This is a genomic window from Shewanella sp. (genome assembly GCF_041630135.1).
Classification (GTDB): Bacteria; Pseudomonadota; Gammaproteobacteria; order Enterobacterales; family Shewanellaceae; genus Shewanella.
Genome location: NZ_JBFKLW010000081.1, coordinates 1 through 15,536 on the forward strand (window position 1 = coordinate 1; position 15,536 = coordinate 15,536).

Here is a 15,536-nt window from a genome sequence, read left to right on the forward strand (position 1 = left end):
TAGACTCGCTTAAAAGAGTGTGGCATCCCCTAGGGGATTCGAACCCCTGTTACCGCCGTGAAAGGGCGGTGTCCTAGGCCTCTAGACGAAGGGGACCCGGACTTAAGTGTTTAAACTCGCTTAAAAGAGTGTGGCATCCCCTAGGGGATTCGAACCCCTGTTACCGCCGTGAAAGGGCGGTGTCCTAGGCCTCTAGACGAAGGGGACCCGGACTAAGAGAAGGTGGTGGAGCTACGCGGGATCGAACCGCGGACCTCTTGCATGCCATGCAAGCGCTCTCCCAGCTGAGCTATAACCCCGTACTTCTCTTACTGCATTTGAGTGTGCTGCCAGCGTTGCTGACACCATGTCTCGACTGCGAGGCGCATTCTATGCAGCACACCAAAATGTGTCAACGCCTTTTTTAGGAATTTATCCTATCTGCTACAAAATCAACCGCTTTGGAGATTCTTTGCTCAGAACGGGCTCTGCCAATAAGTTCCAGAGTAATATCAAGGCCTGGCGACTGCCCTGCCCCGGTTACAGCAACACGAAGTGGCATACCCACTTTACCCATACCGACTTCCAGCTCAGTTGCAGTCTCTTCAATAGCTTGATGAATGGCTTCACGAGTCCACTCCGTCAAGGCAGCCAGTTTCTGCTGAACCAGTTTCAACGGCTCAAGCGCAACACCACGCAGGTGCTTCTTGGCCTGGTCAGCATCGAATTCGGCAAAGTCTTCATAGAAATAACGGCTGGAGGCAGCCAGCTCTTTCAGAGTTTTGGCACGCTCAGACAGAGCCGTCACCACCTCGGCAAGTGAAGGACCATTGCTGGTATCAATACCTTGGTCTTTCATGTGCCACTCCAGGTGCTTGGCTACATACTCAGGATCGAGTGACTTAATATAGTGCTGGTTCAGCCACAGCAGTTTTTCGCTGTTAAAAGCAGACGCCGCTTTGTTGATGTTATGCACATTGAAAAACTCAACCATCTCCTCGCGGGAGAAGATCTCCTGATCGCCATGGGACCAGCCCAGACGCACCAGGTAGTTTAGCAGCGCTTCCGGCAGATAACCGTCATCGCGGTACTGCATCACACTCACGGCGCCATGACGCTTGGACAGCTTGGCACCATCGTCTCCCAAAATCATCGACACATGACCATATTCAGGTACGGGTGCACCCAGCGCCTTGAGAATGTTGATCTGACGTGGGGTGTTATTGATATGGTCTTCACCGCGGATCACATGGGTGATACCCATATCCCAGTCATCAATCACTACACAAAAGTTATAGGTAGGGCTGCCGTCGGTGCGGCGAATGATAAGATCATCCAGCTCTTCGTTGGCGATTTCGATACGGCCACGAACCTGATCGTCAAACACAACACTGCCACCCTGTGGGTTCAAAAAGCGCACCACATGTGGTTCACCTTCGGCGCGAGGCGCCGCACCACGGCAGCAACCATCGTACTTCTGACGCTCACCCTTGGCCGCCTGCTCTTCACGCACGGCTTCCAGACGCTCTTTGGAGCAATAGCATTTGTAGGCGGTACCGTTTTTCAGCATACCGTCGATGATTTCATTGTAACGGTCAAAACGCTTGGTCTGGTAGTAAGGACCCTCATCCCAGTTCAGGTTGAGCCATTCCATACCTTCCAGAATCGCGTCCACCGCCTCCTGAGTAGAGCGCTCAAGGTCAGTATCTTCGATACGCAGCACAAATTCGCCCTGATTGGCACGGGCATGAAGCCAGGAATACAGTGCGGTACGGGCGCCACCAACGTGCAGGAATCCGGTTGGACTGGGAGCAAAACGGGTTTTAACGGTCATATGGGACATTTGCCTATAAAACAAAGGGCCACTCGGGCCTGTGTGGACGAAATTTTACTATTCTATCAGTGTCTGTTGCCGATGGAAAATGGCACCAAAAATCGCCTCATCTTCATAACCTTATTTTTTGTACCATGCAGTTACTCCTTAACGACATCAAAGCTGCCAATCTTATACAACAAAAGAATGAACAGGATTTAGAGAAGCCACTGCTTTTATCCTATGCTTGCTGTGAAACAGCACAGGATTTTATCGATGGCCAATGTCAGTCAATCTGCGTCACTGGATAGTATCGCAGCATATTTGAAACGCCTTCATGGCTGTGACCAGAACACCGCCATGCAGGAAGCCAGAGAAGTACTCCATAACCTGATGGCAATGCGCCAGAAAGGGTTCATCAATGGCTGGTATTTTGATGAACGGGGCCACCTCGAGTTGCTGCCAAGCGATGCGGTTCTCAAACATCTTATTCCGCCCCGCTAATGAACATTATTGGGTGGAAATCCACCCACCGCCCCCAATTGTGTGAGCGGCGCATCACACATCCAATCCCAAAACCCGCCCAGCTTCACAAAAACAATTCCTTTATTACCAGCAGGTTAAATCATTGTTACACACCATGGCCTAAACCTTGCCTATATGAACCAAGACCTCGAGGAAAATCAACGCCGTACCCGATTCTTCGAGAAATGGAAAACACTAACCATGAATCTAGGGAATTTAACAATGAACCAGAATAAACGCTCTCCCCTGCAATCCCTCGCTTTCCTTGGCAAAACCGGTCTGGCAGCCGCCCTGCTCGGTCTGAGCCTCGGTGTTGCTGCCGAGCCGGTGGAAATCAAATTCTCCCACGTGGTGGCTGAAAATACCCCAAAGGGGCAGATGGCACTGAAATTCAAGGAGTTGGTAGAAACCCGCCTGCCGGGTGAATACACCGTCAGTGTATTTCCCAATTCACAATTGTTTGGCGACAACAACGAACTGGCAGCGCTGCTTCTAAACGACGTGCAGCTCGTTGCACCGTCGCTGTCGAAGTTCGAGCGTTACACTAAAAAACTGCAAATCTTTGATTTACCCTTCCTGTTTGAAGACATGGCTGCCGTTGACCGCTTCCAGCAGAGTGAAGCCGGCCAGAACCTGCTGAACTCAATGAGCCGAAAAGGCGTTGTGGGCCTGGGATATCTGCACAACGGCATGAAACAATTCTCTTCCAACAACCCGCTGTCACTGCCGACCGATGCCCAAGGCAAAAAATTCCGCATCATGCCATCAGACGTGATTGCCGCTCAATTTGAAGTGGTAGGTGCGATACCGGTGAAAAAGCCCTTCTCTGAAGTGTTCACCCTGCTGCAAACCCGCGCCATTGATGGTCAGGAAAACACATGGTCAAACATTTATTCAAAGAAATTCTTTGAAGTACAGAGCCATATCACCGAAAGCAATCACGGCGTACTCGACTACATGTTGGTGACCTCTGACACCTTCTGGAAAAGCCTGCCCAAGGAAAAGCGTGAAGTTATCAAACAGGCATTGGACGAATCCATTGCTCTGGGTAATGAACTGGCATTGAAAAAAGCGGATGAAGACCGTCAGTTGATACTCGACTCCAAGCGTGTTGAGTTAGTCAACCTGACGCCGGCACAGCGTCAGGCTTGGGTGAATGCCATGCGTCCAGTGTGGGCCAAGTTTGAAGACAAAATCGGCAAAGATCTGATTGATGCGGCTGAAGCAGCCAACAAACCCTGACATTGACCGGGGCGCCTTCGCCCCTGGTTTCCGTTATCACCAGGGAAGATGATTGACCAAGGATGGTACAAAAATCCCGGGGAGAGCTTTCGTGATTTCTCGCATTTTAGGTTACATAGAAGAAGGGTTTCTCAACCTTCTCATCACCCTGATGACCCTGCTGGTGTTTATCGAGGTGATTGCCCGCTTCTTTTTTAACACCGGCTTTTTATGGATCCAGGAGCTGACACTGACCATCTGCGGTTGGTTTGTGCTCTTTGGTATGTCCTATGGCATCAAAGTCGGCGCCCATATAGGTGTTGATGCCTTCGTAAAAAAACTGCCCCAGGGTCCTCGCCGGATCACTGCGCTTATTGCTGTCACCATCTGTCTGGCCTATTGCGCCATGTTTTTAAAAGGCAGCTGGGATTATCTGTCACAGATTTACCAGATTGGCATTGGTATGGAAGACATCGATGTGCCCAGTGCCCTGATGAAGCACATGAGCGACGATTTTGCCTGGGATGTGATGCGCATTGACCCTGAAGATCCAGCCATTCCACTTTGGTTAAGCCAAAGCATTCTGATTATCGGCTTTGGCATGATGGTCTGGCGCTTTGTTGAACTGGCCATTGCCATTTTCCGCGGTACGTCTGTCGGTTTCAGCTTCCATGATGAAGCGAAAGAGAGCATGCACCTGGCCGATGGCCCCCAAGAAGCCGAAAACGATAACAATGACGGAGCCAAGTCATGACCATTGCCACCCTGTTTTTGACCCTGCTTGTGTGCATGCTGCTGGGCATGCCGATTGCCATAGCACTTGGCTTCTCCAGCATGTTGACCATCCTCCTGTTCTCAAACGACTCACTGGCATCAGTCGCCCTCAAGCTCTATGAGGCCACCTCAGAGCATTACACCCTTCTGGCGATCCCTTTCTTCATTCTGTCATCGGCGTTTTTGTCCACCGGCGGCGTAGCAAGACGCATTATTGACTTTGCCATGGATAGCGTTGGTCACATTCGCGGCGGCCTGGCCATGGCATCCGTGATGGCCTGTATGTTGTTTGCGGCGGTTTCAGGTTCATCCCCGGCCACTGTGGCAGCCATTGGCTCTATTGTGATTGTGGGCATGGTGCGTGCCGGCTACCCACAGAAATTTGCCGCCGGCGTCATTACCACCTCCGGCACTCTGGGTATTCTTATCCCGCCCTCGATTGTGATGCTGGTGTATGCAGCCGCTACTGAAGTCTCTGCCGCCCGCATGTTTATGGCCGGTCTTATCCCTGGCCTGATGATGGGCTTTTTGTTGATGCTGGCCATTTATATCGTTGCCCGTATCAAAGGTTTGCCGTCACGCCCCTTCCCCGGAGTCAAAGCACTGTCATTGTCCAGCGCCAAAGCCGTGGGCGGTCTGGCATTGATTTTCATCGTGCTTGGCTCCATTTATGGTGGCGTTGCCAGCCCGACCGAGGCCGCGGCCGTGGCATGCGTATACGCCTATCTGGTTGCCGTGTTTGGCTATCGCGACATTGGCCCGCTCAAAAATGTGCCATGGCGTTTAGAAGGCGAAGCCATTGTTGCCGCCATTGGTCGTAACCTGCTGCATGTGTTGCTCGGGCTCATCAAAACACCAACCGACAAGGAAGTGCGCAATGTGGTGCGTGATGGTGCCAAGGTCAGCATCATGCTGCTGTTTATCATCGCTAACGCCATGCTGTTTGCCCACGTGTTAACCACTGAGCGTATCCCACATCTGATAGCAGAGACTATTGTGGGCTGGGGTCTGCCGCCATGGGGGTTCCTTATCATAGTGAATCTGCTGCTGTTGGCTGCAGGTAACTTTATGGAACCCTCTGCCATTTTGCTGATCATGGCACCGATTTTGTTTCCGATTGCAGTGCAGCTGGGCATTGACCCGATTCACCTTGGGATCATCATGGTGGTGAACATGGAAATTGGCATGTTAACACCGCCGGTAGGGCTTAATCTGTTTGTGACGGCGGGCATTACCGGACGCAGTATCGGCTGGGTTATTCACGCCTGCCTGCCCTGGCTGCTTCTGCTGCTCGGCTTCCTGATACTTATCACCTATGTGCCACAAATCAGCCTGTTCCTGCCGGAATATCTGGACAGTCTGAGAGGCTTTTAAACATCCATGGGGCAAGGCTTGATCCCTGCCCCATTTTGAGCGAGCCTAAGCCATAGATTTACTATGGCTTTTTCTGTGAATAACTGAGACATATGCCAATGACTGTGTCTAAAAGAACAAGGTTAAAACAGTCGGCATTGATGCTGACTGGCTTAATGATGGTGCTGTATCTTGCCTGGTCCTGGCATATCCGCACCGGAATGACACAACTGACACAAAACTCACAAAAGCAATTGAGCGAATTAGTCAGTCTGCTCGATAGTGTATTACTGCGCTTTGAAACCATTCCCCAGGTTCTGTCGACCAACCCCTTACTGGCAGAAGCCCTTCTAGAACAACGAAACGCAGATAAAATCAACCATCTAAATCAATATTTAGAGGAAATACAGCACATTACTGAAGCTTCAGACATCTATCTTGTTGATGCGCTGGGGATAGCCATATCCGCCAGTAACTGGCAACAACCTTACTCTTTCGTTGGTAAAGATTTCTCCTTTCGCCCCTACTACACCGAGGCTATTGCGGGTGGTCAGGGAAGTTACTTCGCTGTAGGTACCAGTTCTGATAAACGAGGTTTTTACTTTTCATTCCCGGTGCAGGATAAAGGGAGTGTCATCGGGGTCATAGTCGTTAAGCTCGATGTCAATGATATTGAAACGCAAGCCAGTGGTATTGCACTGGCGGGCCAGTACGACTTCATCATTACCGATCCCGATGACATCGTCTTTGCCGCCAGCCGACCAGAATGGCGGCTCACCTCTTTATCGCCTTTGACCCAAGGCAAACAGTATGCCCTCAATGCCAGCAAACGTTATGCGGCCCGGCAGGTGAAACCACTGGACATAACGCCTGAATACAATGGGGTGAGCAAGGAGCCTGCGACATACAAAATCGGTAATGGAGTCAGTGCAGAAGATTATCTCGATACGGCTATATTTATGTCCAAGGCTGGTTGGCGGGTGCACATATTGAGCCCAATGAAGGCTCTATACCAGTCACTGTCACAGGTCTTGTTACTGGCAGGAACCTGTTATTGCGTACTGCTGCTGTTTACGCTGCTGCAGTATGAGAAACGCCGCAGTCTGATTCGGATGCAAAAATCCCGTGATGAATTGGAAAAACGTGTCGAAGAGCGTACTGCCGAGCTACTGGCAGCCAATACAAAGCTGAAAGAAACTCAGGATGAACTTATCCAAGCAGCCAAACTCACTGTGGTCGGCAGTCTTTCGGCAAGCATAAATCACGAACTTAATCAGCCACTTGCTGCAATAAGAAGCTATACCCAGAATACCCAGACATTTTTACTGCGCAACATGCCCGAAAAGGCCCGGGAGAATCTTGCCATCATAATCGAGCTAACCGACAGGATGGCTGAAATTGTCGGCCAATTTAAGAGTTTCACCCGCAAAAGCCAGGGAAAAGACGGGGCGGTGAGTCTGAGTGAATGTCTAACCCAGGCTCTGACCATAGTTCAGCCTGAAATAGACAAACAACATGTCCATCTTAACGTAACAGCGGATACTGACAGTTTAGCCGTTTGGTGTGATGCCACCAGGTTACAACAAGTGCTGGTCAATATTATCAGTAACGCGTTGACCGCCATGAGCCAATGTGAAAAAAAGCGCTTATCAATACAGTTAATCGCCGGTGATCCGCTGACTATCCGGATCCAGGATACTGGCCCGGGTGTAAGAGACAGCCTGATGGAAAAAATATTTGAACCTTATTATACGACCAGCGAGAGGCTGGGGCTGGGGCTGGGGCTGTCCATATCCAGGCGCATGATAGAGTCCATGCAGGGGGAAATAAGAGTCTCAAATGCCCCCGAAGGCGGCGCTGTTTTTGATATAGTCCTGCCAGCCTTTCGCCCTGAGAACTCACAATATGAATCTTGACGCTTTCAATCAATTCCGGGTGCTTGTTGTCGATGATGAGCCACATATAGGTACCGTACTGGTTCAGCTCTTCGAACTCGAAGGAATTAACGCATTGGCCATGACAGATCCGCACCATGCCAACATGTTAATCCATAAAGACTGGCCGGGTATTGTTGTAAGCGATGTCAACATGCCCTGTATGGATGGCATTACCTTTCTGGGCAAATGTAATGCCATCGATAAAGATTTACCCGTTGTTTTGCTAACCGGTTTTGGCGACATTGCCATGGCAGTCAATGCATTAAAGCAAGGCGCCTATGATTTTCTGGAAAAGCCGTTCAACAACGAACATATGCTGGATGTGGTCAAACGGGCACTGGAAAAACGTGCTCTGACCCTGGAAAACCGTAATCTGAAGAGAGCACTGGAAGCCCAGGCTATCCCCGGGCCACGTATATTGGGCAACAGCCCGGGCATCGTTCGGCTACGAAATCTGATAGACATGGTGCTTACTACCCCGGCAGATGTGCTGATAGAAGGCGAAACCGGCACCGGCAAGGAGCTGGTCGCCCGCTGCCTGCATGATCACAGCCCACGTCATAAAGCGAATTTTGTGGCGATCAACTGCGGTGCCATTCCGGAAAACCTGATCGAAAGCGAACTGTTTGGTGCCGATGCCGGTGCCTTTACCGGCATCGACAAAGCCCGGGTAGGCAAGTTCGAGTTTGCCAATGGCGGCACCCTGTTTTTGGATGAAATTGAGTCCACACCAATGTCGCTGCAGGTTAAATTACTGCGGGTACTGGAAGACAGAAAAGTTGAAAGACTGGGTTCCAATAAGTCCATTTCACTGGACATCAGGGTAGTGGCAGCCACCAAGGTGGACTTGAAGAAACTGTGTGACAAGGGTGAGTTTCGCCAGGATTTATTGTATCGCCTCAATTTGGTAACCATCCCGATTCCGCCGCTGCGGGAGCGCAGAGAAGACATCCCGCTGCTGTTTTTGCACTTCGCCCGCATCGCCTCAGCCCGATACCACAAGGAGCTGATTTACCCAAGCGCCGAACATCATGCCCGCATGGCAGCCCACGACTGGCCCGGCAATGTGCGGGAGCTGCGCAATCTGGCTGAACGATACGTATTGCTGGGGGCGGAATCTGCTTTTGCAGCCAGTCTGGGAGAGTCAGGCGCTATCTATTCGGGGATGTCACTAAGTCAACGGGTCGAGTTTTTCGAACGGGTACTGATTGAAGAAGCCCTGTCCCACAATCGCGGTTCAATCAAATTGACCATGGAGCAATTGGAGCTGCCCCGCAAAACCCTTTACGACAAGATGCGCAAGTACGAACTTGACCGTAAGCACTACCTTACTGACAGCCCCGACGAAACCTGAACCTGCGGTAATGAACAGCACTGGCAGATAAGGCTCCTGCAGGCAGCAGCCTCAGGGCAACTGCGCCAGCAAGTGCCAACAACAGCAGTGAACCCAGCACCACTGCCGGCCACTGCCCATGGTGCCAAAATGGCATCAGGAAGGGGCCACCAAGTGAAGCGCCAAGGTAGTAGGCACAAAGGTAAAGTGCCGATGCCTTGGCCCTGTGGCCTGTGGCTCTGAGCGCCACCTGGTTGTTACAGCTGGCATGAATAAGGAAAAAGCCGGCGGCGCTCAGCAGGAAGCCGCCGACAATGGCTGGAGTGGTATCAAACAGGGTAACCAGGCTACCAATTACCATCATGGCAAGTGCGGCCAACACCACCCCAGCCACGCCAAAACGTGCTATCAGGTTGCCGGAGCGATAGGCACACAGGGTGCCACTGAGGTAGCACAGGAAAATCAGCGTTACCCCAAACCGGCTCCAGTGAAACGGCGCCTCGAGTAAGTGCAGCTGAATAAAACTGAACTGGTTCACCATCACCATAAATGCCAGACCGCCAAGCAGATAAAACAGCCGCAACTGAGGGTTGGTAAGGTGCATGGCAAAACCGCGCCATGGGCCGGATAGCGTCATTTTTGAAACGCTGCACCGGGCGCTGCCGCTAGCCGACTGTGCTTTACCAACCTGTCTGAAGGGTGATAGCAGATAATGCGTGATGGCAACTGAAACCAGGGTCACCAGTGTCAGCAGCAGCGCAGCCCCTTGCCAGCTTAAATACTCAGCCATCAGCCCACCCAATATGCGCCCGATGATACCGCCAAAACTATTGGCCGCAATGTAAAATGCCCCGGCCTTCATCAACGCTGAAAGCGGCAACGATTCGCGCATAAACGCCATGGCTATGGCAGGTACTGCCGCCAGTAATATGCCCTGAATCAGTCTGAGCCCAAGCATCCCATGCCAGCTGTCAATCAACAGCATCAAGGGGTTGGACAGTGCCAGCAACCAAAGACTGACAATCAGCGGTTTGTAGCGGCCAATACTGTCGGACAAGAGCGCGTAACCAAGCAGCGACAGCGCCAGCGAGAAACTGGTAACGGACAAAATCAGCGTCGCCTCGCCACCGGCAATGGCAAACTGGTCTGCCAACATAGGCAACATGCCCTGCATCAGATACAGGTTGATGTAAACCACCACCGACGCCAGTGCCAGACCATGGATAAGCCTCTTGGCATTTGCCCTTGAAATTCTGCCCAACACCACAACTCCAGCCAACAGGAAACCCTCAGGATTGCGTCAGGCTAACGCAAGCCATAACATAACGATAATAGATATATATAATTTATTTATTGATATTTATTATATTAACAGGAAGACCATCACCTATGGACATCAAACAGCTGTCGCATCTGATTGCCGTGTGCGATGCAGGCAGCTTCACCCGCGCAGCCAAACGGCTGGGGTTGGCTCAACCTGCGCTGAGCCAAAGCATTAAAAAGCTGGAACAGGAGCTGGAAGTCACCTTAGTGAATCGAACTCAGGGCATGAGCGACAGGGGAGTAAAGCTCACCGCCGAAGGTGAGGCATTACTTGGACACGCCCGCCTGATAGTGAATCAACTGCATCAGGCCAAGGCGCAAATTCGTGCCATGGCAAGCCTCAGTGAGGGAGAGGTGCGAATTGCGGTACCCGGCATGCTCGGCTCATTCTATCTGCCCTCAAGACTGATGGCCTTTCGCCACTGCTACCCAGGCATAAAGCTCTGTCTGTTTGAAGGTGGCACAAGGGATGCGCTCAGAATGCTTGAGCAGGAGGAGGTGGATATTGCCATCATCACTGCCGGTGATTTACGTCCCGAATTTGACTCCTGCCTGCTGCTCACCGAAGAAATGGTGGTGGCGCTTGGCAGCGACCATCCCCTCGCCCAACATTCAAGCATTAGCCTGGAAGACTTTCTGACCCATGAACTGGTGATGTTCAAACCCGGATACTTCCACCGCGAGTGGCTGCTGTCACAGGCAAGAGCGCTGGCCATCAGCCCGAATATCGCCTTTGAAACCAATCTGATAAACCTGATTAAACAGCTTGTGTCCCAAGGGTTCGCCATTACCAGCGTACTGGACATGGTGATTACCGACAAAGACGGTATCGAAAAGCGCTCATTCAACCCACGCATGTTCCTCGATTTGCATATCGCCTGGAAAAAGAAACGCCCCGTAGGAAAAGCCGACCGTAGTTTTGTGGAGTTTTTGCTGGATAATAAATAAAAAGCCCGGCTAATGCCGGGCTTTTTATTTATGCGAGTTGTATTACTTGAACCGACGACGCAGGAAGGCTACTGGTGCCAGCAACAGCGCCAACCAGCCCATAGAGCCACCCTTGTGTGGGTTGTCGGTAACAGATACAGACACCAGAGTTGAATCGCTGTTGCCCTGGGAATCAGTGACTGTCAGGTTGAAGGAAATTACCTCGCTGCCACCGTGAGCTTCCGGTGCTTTAAACTTAAGCACCGGCTGATCTTTGGCAACGGATACTGACTTGCCGCCCAGTTGAGTCCACTTATAAGTGAGGCCATCACCGTTGGCATCAGAGGAAAGACTGCCATCGAGCGTCAGACTGCTGCCTTCAAGAATGGCAGCGGGAGCGCCAACGCGGGCAATGGGCTTAACCTCAGGCACATCGAAGCTGTAGCTGTCGCTGATCACTTTGGCAGTAGTGTTATCCACCTTGTTGGTCAACACCAGCTCATTACCGGTACTGGCTTTACGGGGGATCAAATCGAAGCTGACTTCTTGTGTTTCCTGACCCGATGCCATAGCAACACTCCAGTTGATGATCTGACCTTCCTGCTTGCCATCGTGGCTGATGTTCGCCACTTCATGACCCGCAGGGATAGATGCGGTCAACTGATAAGTACGGGTTTCCTGAGTCTTGTTGGCAGCAACAGTGTTTACCACCTTGATGGCTTCACCTGGCTGCACCAGACCATTGATCTTGGTCTGAACCGGTGGGGTAACGTCATCAGCCACGCGGGTAAATACTACAGGCAGATTAACGGTCGCAACCTTGCTATCAGAGGTTTGCAGCATAACAACTGCCAAACCGTCATCACCGGGCAACACGTCAAGATCCCAGGCCAGATTCAGGTCGAAATCCTTATTGTCACCGCTCAGGGTCACGTTGAAGTTGTCGCTGGCTTCATTGCTCAGAGTCAGGTGCTTCAGACCATAAGCGTCTTCCGTACCATCACCGGAGGCTTCATAGTTCTGTACAACCACATAGTAATCACCGGCAGCTGGGTTGCTTATCAGCACGGACTCTTCTGAACCCGCACGGGCTGAACTGGCCACAATGCTAAAGCCACTGCCATCGTTGTACAGGACGTAGACATCGAGATCTGGCGAAGTGGTGTAAGCAATGGAAGCAGTAAAATAGAGTGAACCCGCCGGAACCGGGAACTTGAAGACATCCACCTCATCAAAGTTGTCGAATGGCTTGCCATTGGTGCTGTCTTCCGCCAGTTTGGACTCCAGCGTTTCGGCCAGTGCGATGCCGGCAGAAGCAGCTTTCACATCGGGCAAATCAAGCGCTTTCAGACCGGAAACGTTCATTTCATCGGCGCTACGGGTAGCGTTGACTGTGATGAGCGATGGCAGATTACGCTTGGCAGCCTTTACAACCACAGGCATGGCCGCCACTGGATGGGCTGAAGAGCTCAGTTTCAGGTTAGCAAAACCCCAGTCGTCGCCCAGTTTGGTAACATCGGCAGTAACCGTTATCAGCTGGCTTTCACCTTTTTTCAGGGTAAAGCTTGCTGGCTCAACAGTGTAGGCCACATCACCAACCACGTTCTCAACTGCTGCACTCCACTCACCATCGGCGGTCCCAGTGACTTTACGGCTCCAGCTGCAGCTGTTTACGCACTTGCTGTCCTGCATAGATGGCAGGTTGAGCTTACGAGGATCGCCACCGGTATCCGGGTTGGCAATTTCGTAATTCAGCGCAGATTCATCCATGATAAGACCGGTTTTGGCCGCCAAGTCCACACGAATACGACCTGCACCCACATCGAAAGGATCGGCCACAGTTGTGCCATCGGCCTTCTTCATGGCCTGGGCACCGGTTGCAGTGAGCATCAGTGCAGAGCGGATGTTGTCAGGTGTCCAGTCCTTGTGTAGTGACTTAAGCAGTGCGCCGGCGCCCGCTACATGAGGGCTGGCCATAGAAGTGCCGGACATCAGGGTGAAGTCGGCCGGATCTGTTCCAGTCTTATCATGACCATATTGCTCATCGGCATAGGCAGCATAGATATCAGAACCAGGCGCAGCTACATAAGGTACCATCACATCGATAGAGCTGTTGGGGCCGAGCAGAGAGGAAGCGGCAAGAACATCAGCTGGCTTTTCTTTAATTGCCAGCGCCGGATCTATGGTTAATACCAGGCTTGGGTTAGCTTCCAGAGCCTTCACAATTTCCAGGCCATCAGCGTTACCGATACCTACTGCCGGAACCTTGATGTCTTCCACCCCGGCCATGCCAAAGCGAGCATTGCCCGAACCGTCGCTGTTAAAGATAACCACGGCTTTGGCACCGGCTGCTACCGCATGATTAATCTTGTCAACGAAAGCGCAGCTACCACGCTTGATCAGGGCGATTTTGTCTTTGAATGCATCTGCAGCAAAGGCATTACAACCCTTAAAGTTCTCCGCATCAACCACACCGGCATATACCAGATTACCGCTCACTGTCTCGGTCAAGCCTGGGCCTGATGGGGTAAAGTCAAACTTGGTGTCACCCAGCATCATTTGCTGAGCAATATCACGCCCATGGGTAGAGTTGGCAACTGAGGTATACCAAGGGGCATGCTTGGGCGTGGTATAAGGAACCTGTTTGATATTTGAGCGGGTGTTACCAGCAGCCGCAGCCACGAAAATCCCTGCATTACGCGCAGCCAGGAAGCCAAGTTCAGCAGCACTGCGCCAAGGATGACCACCACCGCTGATGGAATAGTTAAGAACATCTACACCTTCTTTAATGGCATCATCAAGCGCTTTCAATGTGGCAGAGGTTGGACAACCACTGTAGGTATCACCAGAATTACCGGGACGACAAATTTGATAAGCAACTATGTTTGCATGCGGAGCAACACCGGAAATTTGCTCAAACCTGAGGCCGGTTTCAATACCATCGCCAGTCAGTTTGCCGACTTCACCTTCAACGAAGGGAACATCCTTGAGTATATTACCCGCAGCCGTACTGGCAACGTGAGAACCGTGTCCACCATAATCTTCACCATTTTTGGCAGGCGGCGTAGCGCCAAATACATCCTGATCATCATAGATATCAGTAATTTCGGGGTAACTGTGAACGCCAAGCAATTTGTCGTTACAAAGCGAAGCAAATTCTGTGGCGCAATCTCCGACATAAACACCCTGACCCCATGGGTTAGTGTGATCGTATCCGTCCCCACCTACATCGGCAAAAGACGGATGATCAGAGTTAATACCTGAGTCGATAATACCGACAATCACACCTTCACCCATGGCTTGGGTACCGGTGGCACTACCATCCCATACCTTAGGTGAACCAATCAGCGCCTGACTGGCATCAGTTTCCATTTGCTCCAGTCTCTCACGCTCGATAAATGCCACTTCCGGCAGCTGCGCCAACTTTTGCGCCTGAGCCTGGGTCATACGCATAGATACACCATTGAAGGCATACTGGAAGCTGGTAACAAACTCAACATCATCGCCAGTCGATGCCTTGGCTTTTAAGACAAAGTTATCCTGTTTTGTTTTCAGGAAACTGGCATAGGCACGAACTTCCGGCTTGCGCACATTCAGTTTGGTGTTGGTGGAGTCGCCTTTGGCGCGGGAAAACTGCGGACTGGTAGCTTTAAATCCCTGAATATCCCCGTTGTAGTTGGCCACGGCTTTATCAGCAAGGCGCACTATGTAGGTATGAACTTCATTACCAAGCCCTGCTTCAGGGATAAACTTGGGATACGCCGAATCAGCACTATAATTACGTCCGCTGAACTGTTTAAGCACATCGGACAGCGCCATTTCTCCCGATGCAGAAGAAACGGTCTGCGAAGAGGCAGCACCGCTGAGCAGAGCCATAGAAATGGCCAAGGCGATTTTGGTTTTCACTATTTCGCTTCCTTGTAGTTGTTTGCATGTCAAAGGCGATTAAGTGCATTTCCAACTGGAAACAGCAGAAACACATATAAAAGCTATTCCGAGTACTGTTCTGATTACGTTTTATTCTCGGAGGCGTGACATGTATCACGCAATGAAACAAATGAAAACCAAGCGTTAACTGCATCTTTGCTTAATTAAGACGGATATGATGCAAGCTTAAGCTTATATGGTATATACGACTATATCCAAAATAACGAAACCACATCGCATCCAACTGAATTAATGGAATATTTTAACAGACACACTTTTTGTGTGGCGTTAAGAAATTCAAATCTCAATTTTGAAACAATTTTATTTCAACTTATTACTAAAAACGCTAAACAAACAACAACAAAACAATATGAAAACACAACGGTAACATCGCGGAAATATTGCTGAAACATAAATTCAAAGA

10 protein-coding genes and 3 tRNA genes are annotated in these 15,536 nt (G+C 51.0%); 7 read left to right on the top strand and 6 right to left on the bottom strand.

Annotation, left to right across the window (positions count from 1 at the left end):
• Positions 1-20: 20 nt before the first annotated feature.
• The 4 genes from ABYK60_RS16840 to gltX all read right to left on the bottom strand — a co-directional run bounded on the left by ABYK60_RS16840 (position 21) and on the right by gltX (position 1,813).
• Positions 21-96 (bottom strand) — tRNA-Glu (locus ABYK60_RS16840).
• 35 nt (positions 97-131) lie between these two features.
• Positions 132-207 (bottom strand) — tRNA-Glu (locus ABYK60_RS16845).
• Between the two features lie 16 nt (positions 208-223).
• Positions 224-299, bottom strand: a tRNA-Ala gene (locus ABYK60_RS16850).
• Between the two features lie 104 nt (positions 300-403).
• A complete protein-coding gene (gene gltX / locus ABYK60_RS16855) occupies positions 404-1,813 on the bottom strand; it encodes a glutamate--tRNA ligase (RefSeq protein WP_372873167.1) in 1,410 nt (469 codons plus the stop codon).
• Positions 1,814-2,068: 255 nt separating this feature from the next.
• On the opposite strand from gltX, the gene ABYK60_RS16860 reads away from it, so the two are divergent.
• The 6 genes from ABYK60_RS16860 (at position 2,069) to ABYK60_RS16885 (ending at position 8,956) form a co-directional block, all read left to right on the top strand.
• Positions 2,069-2,296, top strand: coding sequence for a hypothetical protein (locus ABYK60_RS16860; protein ID WP_372873168.1), 228 nt, complete (start codon positions 2,069-2,071; stop codon positions 2,294-2,296).
• Between the two features lie 243 nt (positions 2,297-2,539).
• Positions 2,540-3,559, top strand: coding sequence for a TRAP transporter substrate-binding protein (locus tag ABYK60_RS16865; RefSeq protein WP_372873169.1), 1,020 nt, complete (start codon positions 2,540-2,542; stop codon positions 3,557-3,559).
• A gap of 91 nt (positions 3,560-3,650) precedes the next feature.
• Positions 3,651-4,292: a TRAP transporter small permease gene (locus tag ABYK60_RS16870; RefSeq protein WP_372873170.1), complete on the top strand. Its 642-nt coding sequence runs from the start codon at positions 3,651-3,653 to the stop codon at positions 4,290-4,292.
• Complete coding sequence (locus ABYK60_RS16875) at positions 4,289-5,686, top strand: TRAP transporter large permease (protein WP_372873171.1); 1,398 nt, start codon at positions 4,289-4,291, stop codon at positions 5,684-5,686. The genes ABYK60_RS16870 and ABYK60_RS16875 overlap by 4 nt, the downstream gene beginning before the upstream one ends.
• Before the next feature lie 92 nt (positions 5,687-5,778).
• Positions 5,779-7,581 carry an ATP-binding protein gene (locus tag ABYK60_RS16880; RefSeq protein WP_372873172.1) on the top strand — a complete coding sequence of 601 codons (1,803 nt, stop codon included), beginning with the start codon at positions 5,779-5,781 and terminating at the stop codon, positions 7,579-7,581.
• Positions 7,571-8,956 (top strand): sigma-54-dependent transcriptional regulator, encoded by a 1,386-nt coding sequence (locus ABYK60_RS16885; RefSeq protein WP_372873173.1) that lies wholly within the window; start codon positions 7,571-7,573, stop codon positions 8,954-8,956. The genes ABYK60_RS16880 and ABYK60_RS16885 overlap by 11 nt, the downstream gene beginning before the upstream one ends.
• Here the strand turns inward: ABYK60_RS16885 and ABYK60_RS16890 are convergent.
• Positions 8,931-10,199 carry an MFS transporter gene (locus ABYK60_RS16890; RefSeq protein WP_372873174.1) on the bottom strand — a complete coding sequence of 423 codons (1,269 nt, stop codon included), beginning with the start codon at positions 10,197-10,199 and terminating at the stop codon, positions 8,931-8,933. The two genes, ABYK60_RS16885 and ABYK60_RS16890, sit on opposite strands and share 26 nt — an antisense overlap.
• 125 nt (positions 10,200-10,324) lie before the next feature.
• Here ABYK60_RS16890 and ABYK60_RS16895 point away from each other — a divergent pair, with 125 nt between their 5' ends.
• Positions 10,325-11,206, top strand: coding sequence for a LysR family transcriptional regulator (locus tag ABYK60_RS16895; RefSeq protein WP_372873175.1), 882 nt, complete (start codon positions 10,325-10,327; stop codon positions 11,204-11,206).
• A gap of 42 nt (positions 11,207-11,248) precedes the next feature.
• Here the strand turns inward: ABYK60_RS16895 and ABYK60_RS16900 are convergent, their stop codons facing one another.
• Positions 11,249-15,091 (bottom strand): S8 family serine peptidase, encoded by a 3,843-nt coding sequence (locus ABYK60_RS16900; RefSeq protein ID WP_372873176.1) that lies wholly within the window; start codon positions 15,089-15,091, stop codon positions 11,249-11,251.
• Positions 15,092-15,536: the final 445 nt, after the last annotated feature.

Excerpts from the sequence above, each read along its gene's own strand:
- ABYK60_RS16875 (WP_372873171.1), top strand. The coding sequence starts at position 4,289 with ATGACCATTGCCACCCTGTTTTTGACCCTGCTTGTGTGCATGCTGCTG.
- gltX (WP_372873167.1), bottom strand. The coding sequence starts at position 1,813 with ATGACCGTTAAAACCCGTTTTGCTCCCAGTCCAACCGGATTCCTGCAC.
- ABYK60_RS16885 (WP_372873173.1), top strand. The coding sequence starts at position 7,571 with ATGAATCTTGACGCTTTCAATCAATTCCGGGTGCTTGTTGTCGATGAT.
- ABYK60_RS16880 (WP_372873172.1), top strand. The coding sequence starts at position 5,779 with ATGCCAATGACTGTGTCTAAAAGAACAAGGTTAAAACAGTCGGCATTG.
- ABYK60_RS16860 (WP_372873168.1), top strand. The coding sequence starts at position 2,069 with ATGGCCAATGTCAGTCAATCTGCGTCACTGGATAGTATCGCAGCATAT.
- ABYK60_RS16865 (WP_372873169.1), top strand. The coding sequence starts at position 2,540 with ATGAACCAGAATAAACGCTCTCCCCTGCAATCCCTCGCTTTCCTTGGC.
- ABYK60_RS16895 (WP_372873175.1), top strand. The coding sequence starts at position 10,325 with ATGGACATCAAACAGCTGTCGCATCTGATTGCCGTGTGCGATGCAGGC.